Consider the following 13,596-nt stretch of genomic DNA (forward strand, 5'->3'; position numbering starts at 1 on the left):
GATGACTAGACCCGCCGTATTCACCCAAAGCGACATCACGAAAGTGGTGAAGGGCATCAAAGCCGGAGGCGAAAGAGCGCAACGCATCGAAATTGATCGTTTTGGTAAGATCGTCGTTATGCTGGCTCACGAAGCGCCAGCAGCAGAAGAAACCACACTCGATAGGATCATCCGTGCCCAAACTGAGCAGGCTGCCGACAAACGTGACGGAGTTCAAAGACCGACACGGAAACTGGCACGTACGCTTTAGAGCTAAAGGTCGCGCGACCTATTACTTTCAGCACAAGCCTGGAACCGTCGAGTTCGAGGCTGAGCTAGCCGCGTGCCGTTCTGGCGTTGCCGCGCCTAAGATTGCCTCCAAGACCATGCGTGCTACGCCGGGGTCAATGAATGCGCTGATCTCGATCTACTACGCCTCCCCTGAGTTCCTTGGCCTCAAGGCCAGCACAAAGGCGGGTTACAAAGGCGTTCTAGACCGCTTCCGCGCAATCTATGGCGAAGCTCTGGTGACAGACTTCAAACGCCAAAGCATCAAAGAGATTTTGGGCACTATGGCGGACCGGCCATCAGCGGCGAACCACCTGCTCGACAGGCTCAAGGCGATCTTTGGCCTTGCCATTGATCTCGAATGGCGCGGAGATGATCCGACGATCAGCGTCAAAGGCTATAAGATCGACGGAGACGGCTTCCACACTTGGACGGAAGATCAGATCACTCAATACGAGCAGGCCCACGGGCCCGGAACAAAGGCGAGGCGCGCGCTCTATATTGCGCTCTATGCTGGCCAGCGCCGTTCAGACGCCGTTCAAATGGGAAAGCAGAATAGGCGGGGCAATCGCATCGATGTGCGACAGGAGAAAACGGGCGCGTATCTTTCGATACCCTTGCACCCTGCCCTAGCGGCGGAACTGGACGCCGCGCCAGAGGGAGACTTACTCTACCTCATGACCGAGTATGGGAAGCCTCATTCTGCGAAGGCTTTCGGCAATTGGTTTCAGAAGCGCGTGCAGGAAGCGAGCCTAGACGGCTGCACTTATCACGGCTTGCGCAAGGCCGCAGCAAGACGGCTTGCAGAGGCTGGCTGCACCAACCAACAGATCAAGGCTATCACTGGCCACAAGACAGATAGAGAGGTCTCGCGCTATACTGCAGCAGCAGACCAAATCACCCTTTCAGACCAAGCTTTGGTCAAGCTACAGCAGAGCAAAGGGCGAACATAAAATGGCTAACCGGCGATTTTGGAGTGGCTAACCATCCCCTAAATCGTTGATATCGCTGCCAACGATTTAGGGGATGGCGGGCAGGGAGGGATTCGAACCCCCGGAAGGCTTGCACCTTCGCCGGTTTTCAAGACCGGAGCAATCAACCACTCTACCACCTGCCCGACGACAATGCGTTTAACGAGGGGGATCGCGCCTGTCCAGTAGCCCCTCTCGTTTTTTCGCTATGGCTTGAGGATAACTGATCCCGTCGTGCCCCGAGACTCAAGGGCGGAATGGGCTTTCGCAGCCTCCTCCAGCGCAAAGCGCTGGCTGATCTCGACTTTGATCGCCCCGCTAGCTATCGCGCCAAACAACGCCTCCGCCCCTTCGAGCAGTGCTGAGCGTTCCGCGAAATAATGCGCCCCCGTTGGCCGGGTCACATACAACGATCCCTTGCGCGCCAAAACGCCAAGGTCCGGGATAGCAACAACGCCCGAGGCATTGCCAAAGCTCACCATCAGTCCACGCGGACGCAGACAATCGAGCGAGGCGTCAAACGTCGCTTTGCCGACGCCGTCATAAACGACATCAACACCCCTGCCCCCGGTCAGCGCCTTCACGCGGGGCGCGAAGTCCTCCGCCTTATAGTCGATAACATGGTCACAAAACCGCTGCGCGCTCGCGACCTTTTCTGCGCCCCCAGCCGTGGCGATGACCGTTGCGCCTAGGGCCTTGGCCCATTGCGTCCCGATCATCCCCGTACCGCCCGCCGCCGCATGCCAGAGGATGGTCTCCCCCCCTGCCACCGGCCAGGTCTTGAACAGAAGATAGTAGGCCGTCAGCCCCTTGAGCAGCGCTGCCGCCGCCGTCTCATCATCGACCCCATCGGGGATCGGCACCACCCGATTGGCGGCGATAATCCGCTCCTCGGCATAGGCACCGACCGTACCCTGATAGGCGACGCGATCCCCTTCACGGAATTCGCTGACGCCCTCGCCCACCGCTGTCACCACGCCGGCAGCTTCATTGCCCGCCACAAAGGGCCGCGGCACGGGGTACAGCCCCGACCGTTGATAGGTGTCGATGAAGTTGAGGCCGATAGCCGTCTGCCGGATTTTGATTTCTCCGGCTTTGGGCGCGCCGATGTCCCAGTCTTCGACCTTCAGGACTTCAGGACCACCAGTTTCATGGACGGCGACGACTTTACTCATTTAGGGGCCTTTGGCTTGCGGGGCGCTGATTTCGGGCGCGACTGCGCCCGCGAAATCGGCGTCGAACGCGGTAGAGATTTATCACTCACTGGCGCTGGGCGCGACGGCATCACGCTGTGGGACTGTCCCATAGATGACAGCGCGTCATCGGTGGAAACTCCGCCCACATTGCCGGTAAAGGGCGAAAACTTATGCCCGCCACTGCGCTTGGTTTTGCGCTGCTTGGCGAACACATTGAACGCCTCGACCAGCACCGAGAAGGCCATGGCCGAATAGATGTAGCCCTTTGGAATATGGAAGCCCAAGCCGTCGGCCACCAGCGTCACGCCGATCAGCAGCAAGAAGGCCAGTGCCAGCATTTTCGTCGTCGGGTGATCAGCCACAAACTTTGCGATCGGGCCGGAGGCAAAAAACATGACCGCGACAGCCACCAGAACTGCGGCGACCATAACCGCCACCTGATCTGCCGGAACCATGCCGACGGCGGTGATGATCGAGTCGATCGAGAACACCATGTCGATGATCACGATCTGCACCAGAATGGCCTGCAGCGTAGCCGTTCCCGCACTCGCAGCGCTCACCTCATGGTCGCCCTCGATGGCAGCATGCATTTCGTGCGTCGCCTTGTAGATGAGGAACGCACCACCGGCGAGCAGGATGATATCCTTCCAGCTGAACGGCTGCCCGAAGGCTTCAAACACTGGATCTTTGAGCTGCACGATCCAAGAAATCAGGAACAGCAGGATGATGCGGAACACCAGGGCCAGCCCGATCCCGAGCTTTCGCGCAAATTCCGCCTGTTCGCGCGGTAGGCGCGAAACCAGCACAGAGATGAAAACGATATTGTCGATACCAAGCACGATCTCCATGACCGTGAGCGTACCAAATGCGATCCACACATTGGGATCGGAGAGGAGTTCCATCATGGCAGTGTCTCCCAAAGCCGACTCGGGCTCAATTGTCAGTGTATGGTGTGGGCAGCGAGTGGTGAAGCACCCGCCTCCGAACCGCGAAAATGGCCACGCTTGGGCTACCGCTCAGCCCCAAGCACTGCTATGGCCGGAACAGCAAACGCCCTGCGGCGGTTCCACCGTCGCAAAAGGCTTTTCGACCGACACCCAAGAGGATGCGCCATGAATAAGGATGCTGATGTCATCGTGGTGGGAGGCGGGCTTGCGGGCTCCGCCGCTGCTGTCGCCGTGGCGCGGCTCGGGTTTGACGTCATCCATCTGGCCCCGGCTGCCCCGCCAGACCGGCGCACCTCGGCCCTGATGATGCCAAGCGTCGAATTCCTCGTTGAAAGCGGCCTCGTCTCCGAACCAGCGACCCTAGGCCATCCGCTCACCGCAATTCGCATCATCGATGCCACATCCCGCCTCTTCCGCGCGCCAGAAACCCTGTTTGAGGCGGTCGAGATCGGCCTTCCCGCCTTCGGATGGAACTTTGGCAATGCGCGACTTCTTGAGCACTTTCAAAGCACTGCCCCAAAAACCGGATTCACTATCCGAACCGAAAGCGTGGCGACCTATCACCATGATGGCCGGCTGGGCACAGTCACACTGGCCGATGGCTCGACCCTCTGTGCGCCCCTCGTGGTCGGTGCCGATGGCAAGAAGTCTCTGCTGCGCAAGGCCGTTGGCATTACCACGCGCGAGCATCAGTTCACTGAGGCTGCTCTCGTCTGTGATCTTGAATTGACCCGCAGCGTTGGTGGCACCTCCATCGAGTTCCACTACCCGCGCGGGCCCTTTACGCTCGTGCCAGCCGGAGAGAACCGCGCCAATCTCGTTTGGATCGATGATGAGGCCAAGTTGCGTGCTCTTCAGGCAGCTGGGCCGGAGGCCCTCCGAAACGCCATCCTGGAGACCTCACAGCGCCTATTCGGCGATCTCAAGATTGTCTCCCCCAGCTTCGTCTTCCCCCTCTCGACACTAACCGTTGATAAGGCCGGAGCATCTGGGGTGGCCTTGGTCGGCGAGTCTGCTCACGCCTTCCCACCCATTGGCGCACAGGGCCTCAATCTGGGTCTGCGGGATGTCGCCGATCTTATCGCCGCCCTGAAAGCCGCTGACACGACCCTGCCCGATTGGGGCGCCAAGGCCGCTGATGATTATGCGCGCCGTCGCGCAGCCGATCTGGCGCAAACCAGCACTATTGTCGACACGCTGTTCAAATCGCTTCTCGCCGACATGCTCCCCAGCCAAACCCTGCGCGCTGGCGGCTTGTGGGCACTCAAGCTGTCCCCGTTCTTGCGCAAACAGGCTTTCGCCGTTGGCATGGGCCAACGCTAACCCCCTCCGCGCCTCTCACCAGCACAACAAAAAAGGCCCGGTTTCCCGGGCCTTTTTCAAATTCGTCTGCGTAGAGCTTATTGCGCCGCAGGTGCTGCTGGCGCTTCGCCTTCAGCTGGCGTTTCGCTCAGCTGCTTGCGGAGCTGCTCGGCGCGATCCTGAAGAACCTGCTCAAGCGCGTTTTCGCCCGATTCCTGGCTCTGCAGCTGTTCGAACGTCAGGGCCGTATCGCTATCATAAGTCGCGGTGAAACCAGCGAGGTTGATATCGATGGTCAGGTCCTGGTTCTGACGGTTCTTGGCGGTCAGCTTCAGGGTCGAGCCCTTCTTGAGCGAAGCGACATACTGCTCGTTGATCACGAGCTGAGTCGAGCACGACTGCTGATCACACAGCATGTACGGCACGCGCACTGGCTTTGCGTTGTCGATCTGCCAGGTCAGGCCGAATGGCAGCAGCACGCCAAGCGGAACGGCAGCAACAGCCAACAGGCGGCTTTCCTGGCCTGGATCGTCACGCAGCAGGAAGGAGCCGAGGAACTGGCCGTTTGCGAGCACCACTTGGCGCATCACGCAAGCCTTCTGGCCGTCGTCCAGCGGGTCACAAACCTTCAGCCAGTTCTGCGATGGCATATTGTCGACGGCAGCGCCGACTTCAGCGACAGCACCGCCCTCGGCCGCAGCAGGAGCTTCAGCAGCTGGCGCTTCAGCAGCCGGTGCTGCAGGAGCCGCGTCCTGCGCGAAAGATACAGCCGGGGTCAGCATAAACGCTGCCGCTGCGATTCCGGCCACGAGGGGTTTCTTGAACGTCATAAAATGTCCTTGTCTTCCTTGGCGGTCCGGGCAGCCCAAAGCTACCGAAATACCTGAACTGCCCTTCAAGGGCTCAAATCGGGCAATAACATGACCGATGAGAGTTGCCAAAAGATTATAGCGCCTCGTGTCCGAGACTTCAGTTAACTCTTATTCTCAGCCAAACGCGCCAGTTTACTCATAATTGCGGCCGCACCCTTGAGCCTTTGCTCCGGCGTTGGCCAATTGCGCACGAACACGAGCTTCTGATCAGGCTTGATCTTCACCTGATTGGACAGGTCCGAAACCATGCGCACCAGACCAATCGGATTGGGGAACTCGTTGTTTCGCAACGTCACCACTGCGCCCTTCGGACCAGCATCGACCTTTTCGACATTGGCCTGACGGCAGAGTGCCTTCACGAGAATGACCTTGAGCAGCGATTCCACCTCTTCCGGCAGTGGCCCGAACCGGTCGATCAGCTCCGCACCCGCAGCATCAATATCGCGAATATCGCTCAGATCACCCAAGCGGCGATAGAGCTGCATACGCAACTGCAGATCAGGCACATAGCTTTCCGGGATCATCACCGGCATGCCGAGCGAAATCTGCGGGCTCCACTCGTTCTTGTCGTCGTATTCCTCGTCGCCACCAGCGCGCAGGTTGGCCACGGCTTCTTCCAGCATCGACTGGTAAAGCTCGAAACCGACTTCACGGATATGGCCCGACTGCTCGTCGCCCAAGAGGTTCCCTGCCCCGCGAATATCCAAATCGTGGCTCGCCAGCTGGAAGCCAGCGCCAAGGCTTTCGAGCGACTGCAGCACGCCCAAACGACGCTCTGCGGTGTCGGTAAGCTTCTTGTCGGCAGGCACGGTGAACAGCGCATAGGCGCGCTGCTTGGCCCGGCCGATACGCCCACGGATCTGATAAAGCTGCGCCAGCCCGAACTGGTCGGCACGATGCACGATCAGCGTATTGGCGTTCGGAATATCGAGCCCCGATTCCACAATGGTCGTCGCCAACAAAACGTCGAACTTGCCGTCGTAGAAATTGTTCATGATGTCGTCGAGTTCGCCCGGCGGCATCTGCCCATTGGCGATGACATAGGAAACTTCCGGCACCTGCACGCGCAAGAACTCGGCAATATCGGCCTGATCCTTTATGCGCGGCACCACATAGAAGCTCTGCCCGCCGCGATACTTTTCGCGCAGCAAAGCTTCGCGGATAGAAAGCGGATCGAAAGGCGAAATAAAGGTACGGATCGCCAAACGGTCGACCGGCGGCGTCGCCAACAGCGACAGATCGCGAACGCCAGTCAGCGCCAGTTGCAGCGTGCGCGGGATCGGCGTTGCCGTCAGCGTCAGCACGTGAACATTGGCCTTGAGCTCCTTGAGGCGCTCCTTGTGGCTCACGCCAAAGTGCTGTTCCTCGTCGATAATCAGCAGGCCCAAGTCCTTGAAACTGATCGACTTCGACAAGAGCGCATGGGTGCCGATAACGATATCGACATGCCCATTGGCCAAGCCTTCCTTGGTCGCTTTCAATTCGCCCGCAGGCACCATGCGCGAGGCATGACGCACATTGACCGGCAAGCCATGGAAGCGTTCAGAGAAGTTCTTGAAGTGCTGACGCGCCAAGAGCGTTGTCGGCACAACCACCGCCACCTGCTTGCCCGAAAGCGCCACGGCGAAGGCCGCGCGGATCGCAACTTCGGTCTTCCCAAAGCCAACGTCGCCACAGACAAGGCGATCCATCACCTTGCCCGAGGTCAGATCGTCAAACACCGCCCCAATGGCGTTGAGCTGATCTTCCGTTTCCTCATAAGGGAAGCGCGCCACGAACTCATCGTAAGCGCCGGAATTGAGGTCCACCGCATCGGCGCGGACCAGCAAGCGCTGCGCCGCCAACTTGATAAGCTGTTCCGCCATTTCGCGGATGCGCTTCTTGAGCTTGCCCTTTTTGGCCTGCCAAGCCACGCCACCGAGCTTATCGAGCGTCACCGACGCATCGTCTGCACCATAGCGGGTTAGCAGTTCGATGTTTTCAACCGGCAGGTAAAGCTTAGTCTCGCCGCCATATTCGAGCTCGACGCATTCATGCGGAGCGCCACCGGCCTGAATGACCTTCAGCCCCAGGAAGCGCCCGATACCGTGGTCTACGTGCACCACGAGATCGCCGGCACTCAAGCTAGCCGCTTCTGTCAGCGCATCCGAAGCCTTCTTCTTGCGCTGCGGCCGCAGAATGCGCTCGCCCAAAATATCCTGCTCGGTCAGAACCAGCAGGTCTTTGGTTTCAAAGCCAGATTCGAGTGGCAACACGATCAGTGAAGTCGTCGCTGCGCTCGTGGTTTCCGCGTCTTTCCAATTCTCGCCGAGGCGCGGATTGGTCAGCCCGTGATCCTTGAGCACCTGCGCCATGCGATCGCGCGTCCCCGCGCTCCAGCAGGCCACAATCGCGCGGCGACCATTGCGGCGCTCCGTAAGCAGCCGCTCCACGACCTTTTCAAAAAGGTTGACGTCATTGGCCAGACGGTCCGCTGCAAAGCTCGGCGCAATATGCCCACCGGCATCGTCACCCGATTTCGTCTGCGGCGACAGGAACGCCGAAAGCTGAATGACCGACGCACCCGCCAACTGCGCTGGCGTCACATCAACATTGTAAAGCAGTTCTGGCTTGATCGGCTTATAGGGCGCCCCTGCCCCCGCCACCTGCGGCGCCAGACGCGCGGTCTCGCGCGCATCGTAATAATCGGCAATCTGCTCGACGCGCTCGCCATAGGCTTCGTTCACCTGATCGTCGAAGACGAACGGGGCATCGCCCACATAATCCGCCAAACTATCGAGCTTTTCGTAAAAGAACGGCAGCCAGTGCTCCGTGCCCGAATAGCGAGACCCGCCACTCACCGATGAATAGAGCGGGTCATCATGAGTGTTGCCACCAAAAGTCGCCGTATAATTCTGACGGAAACGGCGAATGGTGTCATCATTGAGCACCAGCTCGCTCATAGGCGTCAGATCAATGCGCTTGAGATTGCCCGTCGTCCGCTGTGTATCGGGATCAAACGTCCGGATCGTTTCCAGCTGGCTCCCAAAGAAGTCAAAGCGCAGCGGCGCGTCCGCATTGGCCGGGAACAGGTCAATCAACCCACCACGGACTGCAAATTCGCCGCTTTCGCGCACCGTCGGTACGCGCAAATAGCCATTGTTCGCCGCCCAACCGATCAGCTTATCGCCATCGACCACCCGACCCACCGCCGCCGAAAACGACATGGTCTCAACCACAGCGCGCGGCGGCAGCTTTTGCACCAGCGCATTAACCGCCGTCAGCACAATCGCGCCCTTGGTCCCGCTGGTCAGCGCGGCCAGCGTTTTCATACGCGCCGCGATGGTCACATTATTTGGCGACACACGGTCATATGGCAGGCTGTCCCAGGCGGGCAGTTGCAATATCGTGTGTCCGGGCAACATCGCCCCCAACACTTCCGCCATGCGCTGCAAGCGCCGTCCATCACGCGCCACGAACACCACAGCCGCCGCATCATCCGGCGCGTTTTTGAGGCGTTGTTCAACCAGTCGTGCCAACACCAATGGCTGCATGCCATCGGGTACGTTGGAGATGGTACGAACGGTGGGCGTGATGTCAGAAGAAGTCATCGGGCGACGCGGGCCTCGTGGTCGGCAATAAGAAGGTCTAGGAACGAACGGTCCACATGCTCTGGTGGCTCCTCCTGCCGGAGCACCCATTTTAGCAATGGCGGGTCTTCTTCGTTCATCAGCGCTTCGAGCTTGTCGAGTTGCGCCTCATCGTAGTTTTCCAGATGCGCATCCGCGAATGGACCGAGCACCAAGTCCATTTCCTTGGTCCCACGATGCCACGCGCGATAGCGGAGCCGTTTACGTCGAATAGCGATCTCTTCACCGGCCGTCATTTGCGACACCCATGATTGAATTTTGTTCTCGATTTGGACTTGTTCTTTACGCGTGTTAGCCAACAATGTCAGCCCTATTCCGTCATGCCTCTGAATGTCAGCAATTTGCCCCTTCAGAGGCCCAAAAGTGCCGGCCAAAGGCCACAGAAGTGCCAATAGATGCCCCTCGGTAAGGAGAATCATTCTTGTCCCGTCCCGATGAATTGCAGCCCCTGTTCCGCTCGCTCCACTCCATCAAAGGCGTGGGCGATAAGCTTGCAGCACTGCTAACCAAATTCTTCGGCGCCCCTGACGGACAAGAGGCCATCGTCCTCGACATTCTGATGCACATGCCCTCCGGCGTCGTCGATCGACGTCGACAGGTCGGCATTGCAGAAGCCTATTTAAATCAAATCGTTACGCTGAAACTCCACATCGACCGGCACCAACCGCCACCACGCGGAAAGCTGCATGTGCCACATCGCGTTTTCGCGCATGACGAGACCGGCGAACTGTCCTTGGTGTTCTTCCGCGCCCAAGGCGGCTGGGTCGAAAAAGCTCTCCCCGTCGGCGAAGAGCGCTATGTCTCTGGAAAGGTCGATTTCTTCAACGGCCAAAAGCAGATAACGCACCCAGACTATATCGTCGAAGCCGAGAAATTCGCAGAACTCCCCCTCGTCGAGCCAGTCTATCCGCTCACAAGTGGCTTGAGTTCCAAGGCCTTAGCGAAACTCGTGCGCCAGTCCGTTGATATTATTCCCGAATTACCGGAATGGATCGACGCCGAAACCATGCGCCAACGCAAGTGGCCAAACTTCGCCCAAGCCATGCGCGAAGTCCATTTGCCAGAGAATCCTGACCAGGGCCAACTCTGGTCCCCGGCCCGCCAACGCCTTGCTTATGATGAGTATTTAGCCGGCCAAATCACCCTACAATTGGTGCGTTCGACTATGGTCGCCCAAAAGGGCAAGTCCCGCACTTTCAACGGGAGTATCACCTCCCGCGTCGCCGCCGCGCTACCCTTCTCCCTGACCGATGGCCAAAATCAGGCCCTCGAAGAAATCCGCGCCGACCTCGCCAGCCCCGACCGCATGTCCCGCCTCCTGCAAGGCGACGTCGGCTCCGGCAAGACCGTTGTAGCTCTTATGTCCATGGCAGCAATGGCAGAAAGCGGCGCGCAATCGGCGTTGATGGCTCCGACCGAATTGCTGGCTTCACAGCATTTTAAAACCATTCAGCCCCTCGCTGAAGCGGCAGGCCTAGGCTGCGCATTGCTCACCGGCAAAATGCCCGCAGCCGAAAAACGCAAGATTCTAGCAGGGCTTGCAGATGGTTCGATCCACATCGCCCTCGGCACCCACGCCCTCTTCCAATCCGGCGTCGCCTTCCACAATCTCGGCCTCACCGTCGTTGACGAACAACACCGTTTCGGCGTCCACCAGCGCCTCGCCCTCTCCGACAAGGGCCGCGACACTGACCTCCTCGTCATGACCGCCACGCCGATCCCGCGCACCCTTGTGCTCACCCACTTCGGCGACATGGCCGTCTCTGTTCTCAAAGAAAAGCCGCGCGGCCGCCAACCCATTGATACGGCAGTGCTCTCGATCAATGACTACGGCCGCGTCATCAACCGTCTCATCGCCCGGTTAGGCGAAGGTGCGCAGGCCTATTGGGTCTGCCCGCTGGTTGAAGAAAGCGAATTTATCCAAGTCGTCAGCGCTGAAGATCGCTTCGCCGAACTGCAAAAAGTCTTCGGAGATCAGGTTGCGCTGGTTCACGGCCGCATGTCCGCCGCCGCCAAGCAGGAGGTCATGGCGCGCTTTAAAGCCAATGAAATCAAACTTCTGGTCGCCACAACGGTCATCGAAGTGGGCGTCGACGTCCCCAACGCCACGATCATGATCATCGAACACGCCGAGCGCTTTGGCCTCGCGCAGCTCCATCAGCTGCGCGGCCGCGTCGGCCGTGGTTCGCAACGCTCTGCCTGCCTGCTTCTCTTCAAAGAACCGCTCAGCGAAACCGCTCAAGCGCGCCTCGAAACCATCAAATCCACCGAAGACGGTTTCGAGATTGCCGAACGCGACCTCGACCTCCGCGGTCAAGGCGACGTCTTAGGCACCCGCCAGTCCGGCATGCCCGGCTATCGCGTCGCTGTCCCAGACGTGCATCGGCACTTGCTTGAGTTCGCTCATGACGACGCCAAAGCCCTGATGCAACGCAACCCCGGCCTCACCGGCCCCGACGGCGAAGCCGCCCGTACGCTGTTGTATTTATTCCGAAAAGATCTGGCGATTCCACTGATCAGGGCGGGCTAGTCAGGCCATCACCGAACCAACTCCTCCCCCTACCAGGGGGAGGTTGGGTGGGGGTTACTCCACCGTCACCGATTTGGCCAAATTCCGCGGCTGGTCCACGTCCGTGCCCATAAATACCGCCGTGTGATAGGCCAACAACTGCACTGGGATCAGTGCCAAAATCGGCGCCACAAACGGATGCACGTGCGGAATTTCGATAATATCCGCAACGCCATGCCCGACGTGCTGTGCCCCTTCAGCATCGGTAATAAGAATAATCTTACCCCCGCGTGCCGCGACCTCCTGCATATTGGACAGCGTTTTATCGACCAGTTCATCAGAAGGAGCGACGACGATCACCGGCATGGCTTCATCCACCAGCGCAATCGGCCCATGCTTCAGTTCACCTGCTGCATAACCTTCGGCGTGGATATAGCTGATCTCTTTGAGCTTCAGCGCGCCCTCCATGGCGACCGGGAACATCGGACCACGACCGAGATAGAGTACGTCCTTCGCCTTGGAGAGGCGTTTGGCGATGTCCATGATCACGGCTTCGGTGCCCAATGCCGCCGAAACCGCGCTCGGCAGCGCCGTCAGCGCCCGAACCATCTCCGCCTCTTGCTCGGCGCTCAATGCGCCGCGAGCTCGGCCAGCGGCGATGGCAAGGCTTGCCAAAGCGGTCAATTGCGCCGTCAGCGCCTTGGTGGAGGCAACGCCGATTTCCGGCCCACAAAGGATCGGGAAAACCACACCCGATTCACGTGCGATGGTCGATTCCAGCGTATTGACCAGCGACGCCACATGTTGCCCCTGCCCGGCGCAATAGCGCAGAGCGGCCAAAGTATCAGCCGTCTCGCCAGACTGCGAAATGAAGAATGACAGCCCGTTCTTTTCCAGCGGCGGCTCGCGATAGCGGAATTCTGACGCGACATCGATATCAACCGGCAGGCGAGCATAGCGCTCAAACCAATATTTCGCGATGGCCCCGGCATAATAAGCCGTACCACAAGCAGACATCGTCAAACGAGAAAGCTCAGCAAAATCAAATGGTAAGCTCTCGCGGATAGAAGCCTTTTCAGCGCCCATATCCACATAGTGGCTCAGCGTGTGCGATATGGTTTCAGGCTGTTCGTAGATTTCCTTAGCCATAAAATGGCGATGATTGCCCTTGTCGACCAAGAGAGCCGACGCCTGCGACACCATCTTAGCGCGCTCAACGAGGGCATCCTTGCCGTCGCGGATGGTCACGCCCTTCGGCGTCATCACCGCCCAGTCGCCATCTTCGAGATAGGTCAGGCGCGAGGTGAAGGGAGCGAGCGCCATCGCGTCAGATCCCAGATACATCTCGGTCTCACCATAGCCCACAGCCAGCGGCGCGCCGTGACGGGCGGCAATCAGCAGATCGGCCTGCCCCTTGAACATAAAGGCGAGTGCAAACGCACCCTTAAGCGCTTTCAGCGTGCGCGCGACGGCCAGTTCAGGGTCAGCGCCATGATCCAGCTCGCGCGTCACCCACAGGGCAACACTTTCGGTATCGGTCTGGCTTGTTGGCACATAGCCATCTTTAGCGAGATCTGCGAGCAACTCGCGAAAATTCTCGATAATGCCGTTGTGCACCACTGCAACGCGCTTGGTGGCGTGTGGGTGGGCATTGGCCTCTGTCGGCGCGCCGTGGGTCGCCCAGCGGGTATGGCCAATGCCAATGGTGCCCGCCAGCGGCTCCATGCCAAGCTTGGTCGCCAGATTGCCCAGCTTCCCCTCAGCGCGGCGGCGAGCAATCTCGCCGCCTTCCAGCGTCGCTACGCCAGCACTGTCATATCCGCGGTATTCTAGGCGCTTGAGAGCATCCACCAATCGTCCGGCGACAGGCGCGTCACCGACAATACCGACAATACCGCACATC

10 protein-coding genes and 1 tRNA gene are annotated in these 13,596 nt (G+C 59.3%); 4 read left to right on the top strand and 7 right to left on the bottom strand.

The annotated features are described in order from the left end of the window. Position 1: 1 nt before the first annotated feature. The gene (locus tag JHL21_RS02700; protein ID WP_200211788.1) at positions 2 to 250 is read left to right on the top strand and encodes a hypothetical protein; all 249 of its coding nucleotides are present in this window, start codon (positions 2 to 4) and stop codon (positions 248 to 250) included. A gap of 115 nt (positions 251 to 365) precedes the next feature. Beyond that, positions 366 to 1,220 carry a tyrosine-type recombinase/integrase gene (locus JHL21_RS02705; RefSeq protein ID WP_254081900.1) on the top strand — a complete coding sequence of 285 codons (855 nt, stop codon included), beginning with the start codon at positions 366 to 368 and terminating at the stop codon, positions 1,218 to 1,220. Positions 1,221 to 1,294: 74 nt separating this feature from the next. On the opposite strand, the gene JHL21_RS02710 is transcribed toward JHL21_RS02705, so the two are convergent. The 3 genes from JHL21_RS02710 to JHL21_RS02720 all read right to left on the bottom strand — a co-directional run bounded on the left by JHL21_RS02710 (position 1,295) and on the right by JHL21_RS02720 (position 3,339). Further along, a tRNA-Ser gene (locus JHL21_RS02710) sits at positions 1,295 to 1,384 on the bottom strand. A 60-nt stretch (positions 1,385 to 1,444) separates the two neighbouring features. Further along, positions 1,445 to 2,413 (bottom strand): quinone oxidoreductase, encoded by a 969-nt coding sequence (locus JHL21_RS02715; RefSeq protein ID WP_200211789.1) that lies wholly within the window; start codon positions 2,411 to 2,413, stop codon positions 1,445 to 1,447. Beyond that, positions 2,410 to 3,339, bottom strand: a complete 930-nt coding sequence (locus tag JHL21_RS02720) for a TerC family protein (RefSeq protein WP_200211790.1) — start codon at positions 3,337 to 3,339, stop codon at positions 2,410 to 2,412. The genes JHL21_RS02715 and JHL21_RS02720 overlap by 4 nt, the downstream gene beginning before the upstream one ends. Before the next feature lie 207 nt (positions 3,340 to 3,546). On the opposite strand from JHL21_RS02720, the gene JHL21_RS02725 reads away from it, so the two are divergent. Then, a complete protein-coding gene (locus JHL21_RS02725; protein WP_200211791.1) occupies positions 3,547 to 4,704 on the top strand; it encodes an FAD-dependent monooxygenase in 1,158 nt (385 codons plus the stop codon). A 77-nt stretch (positions 4,705 to 4,781) separates the two neighbouring features. On the opposite strand, the gene JHL21_RS02730 is transcribed toward JHL21_RS02725, so the two are convergent. The 3 genes from JHL21_RS02730 to JHL21_RS02740 form a co-directional block, all read right to left on the bottom strand. Further along, positions 4,782 to 5,513, bottom strand: a complete 732-nt coding sequence (locus JHL21_RS02730) for an invasion associated locus B family protein (RefSeq protein WP_200211792.1) — start codon at positions 5,511 to 5,513, stop codon at positions 4,782 to 4,784. 143 nt (positions 5,514 to 5,656) lie between these two features. Then, entirely contained in the window at positions 5,657 to 9,088 is a 3,432-nt protein-coding gene (mfd, locus tag JHL21_RS02735) for a transcription-repair coupling factor (protein ID WP_254081937.1), read from the bottom strand. Between the two features lie 53 nt (positions 9,089 to 9,141). Beyond that, complete coding sequence (locus tag JHL21_RS02740) at positions 9,142 to 9,420, bottom strand: succinate dehydrogenase assembly factor 2 (RefSeq protein WP_200211795.1); 279 nt, start codon at positions 9,418 to 9,420, stop codon at positions 9,142 to 9,144. Positions 9,421 to 9,605: 185 nt separating this feature from the next. On the opposite strand from JHL21_RS02740, the gene recG reads away from it, so the two are divergent. Continuing rightward, entirely contained in the window at positions 9,606 to 11,714 is a 2,109-nt protein-coding gene (gene recG, locus JHL21_RS02745; protein WP_200211796.1) for an ATP-dependent DNA helicase RecG, read from the top strand. Positions 11,715 to 11,768: 54 nt separating this feature from the next. Here recG and glmS read toward each other — a convergent pair whose 3' ends face one another. Next, positions 11,769 to 13,595, bottom strand: coding sequence for a glutamine--fructose-6-phosphate transaminase (isomerizing) (glmS, locus tag JHL21_RS02750; RefSeq protein WP_200211797.1), 1,827 nt, complete (start codon positions 13,593 to 13,595; stop codon positions 11,769 to 11,771). Between the last annotated feature and the right edge of the window lies 1 nt (position 13,596).

The organism is Devosia sp. WQ 349K1, assembly GCF_016595685.1.
In the GTDB taxonomy this organism is placed as follows: Bacteria; Pseudomonadota; Alphaproteobacteria; order Rhizobiales; family Devosiaceae; genus Devosia.

What these genes read in the sequence shown, in the direction of transcription:
- JHL21_RS02705 (WP_254081900.1), top strand. Translation starts at nt 366, where the DNA reads ATGCGTGCTACGCCGGGGTCAATGAATGCGCTGATCTCGATCTACTAC.
- mfd (WP_254081937.1), bottom strand. Translation starts at nt 9,088, where the DNA reads ATGCAGCCATTGGTGTTGGCACGACTGGTTGAACAACGCCTCAAAAAC.
- JHL21_RS02720 (WP_200211790.1), bottom strand. Translation starts at nt 3,339, where the DNA reads ATGATGGAACTCCTCTCCGATCCCAATGTGTGGATCGCATTTGGTACG.
- glmS (WP_200211797.1), bottom strand. Translation starts at nt 13,595, where the DNA reads ATGTGCGGTATTGTCGGTATTGTCGGTGACGCGCCTGTCGCCGGACGA.
- JHL21_RS02740 (WP_200211795.1), bottom strand. Translation starts at nt 9,420, where the DNA reads ATGACGGCCGGTGAAGAGATCGCTATTCGACGTAAACGGCTCCGCTAT.
- JHL21_RS02725 (WP_200211791.1), top strand. Translation starts at nt 3,547, where the DNA reads ATGAATAAGGATGCTGATGTCATCGTGGTGGGAGGCGGGCTTGCGGGC.
- JHL21_RS02730 (WP_200211792.1), bottom strand. Translation starts at nt 5,513, where the DNA reads ATGACGTTCAAGAAACCCCTCGTGGCCGGAATCGCAGCGGCAGCGTTT.
- JHL21_RS02715 (WP_200211789.1), bottom strand. Translation starts at nt 2,413, where the DNA reads ATGAGTAAAGTCGTCGCCGTCCATGAAACTGGTGGTCCTGAAGTCCTG.
- JHL21_RS02700 (WP_200211788.1), top strand. Translation starts at nt 2, where the DNA reads ATGACTAGACCCGCCGTATTCACCCAAAGCGACATCACGAAAGTGGTG.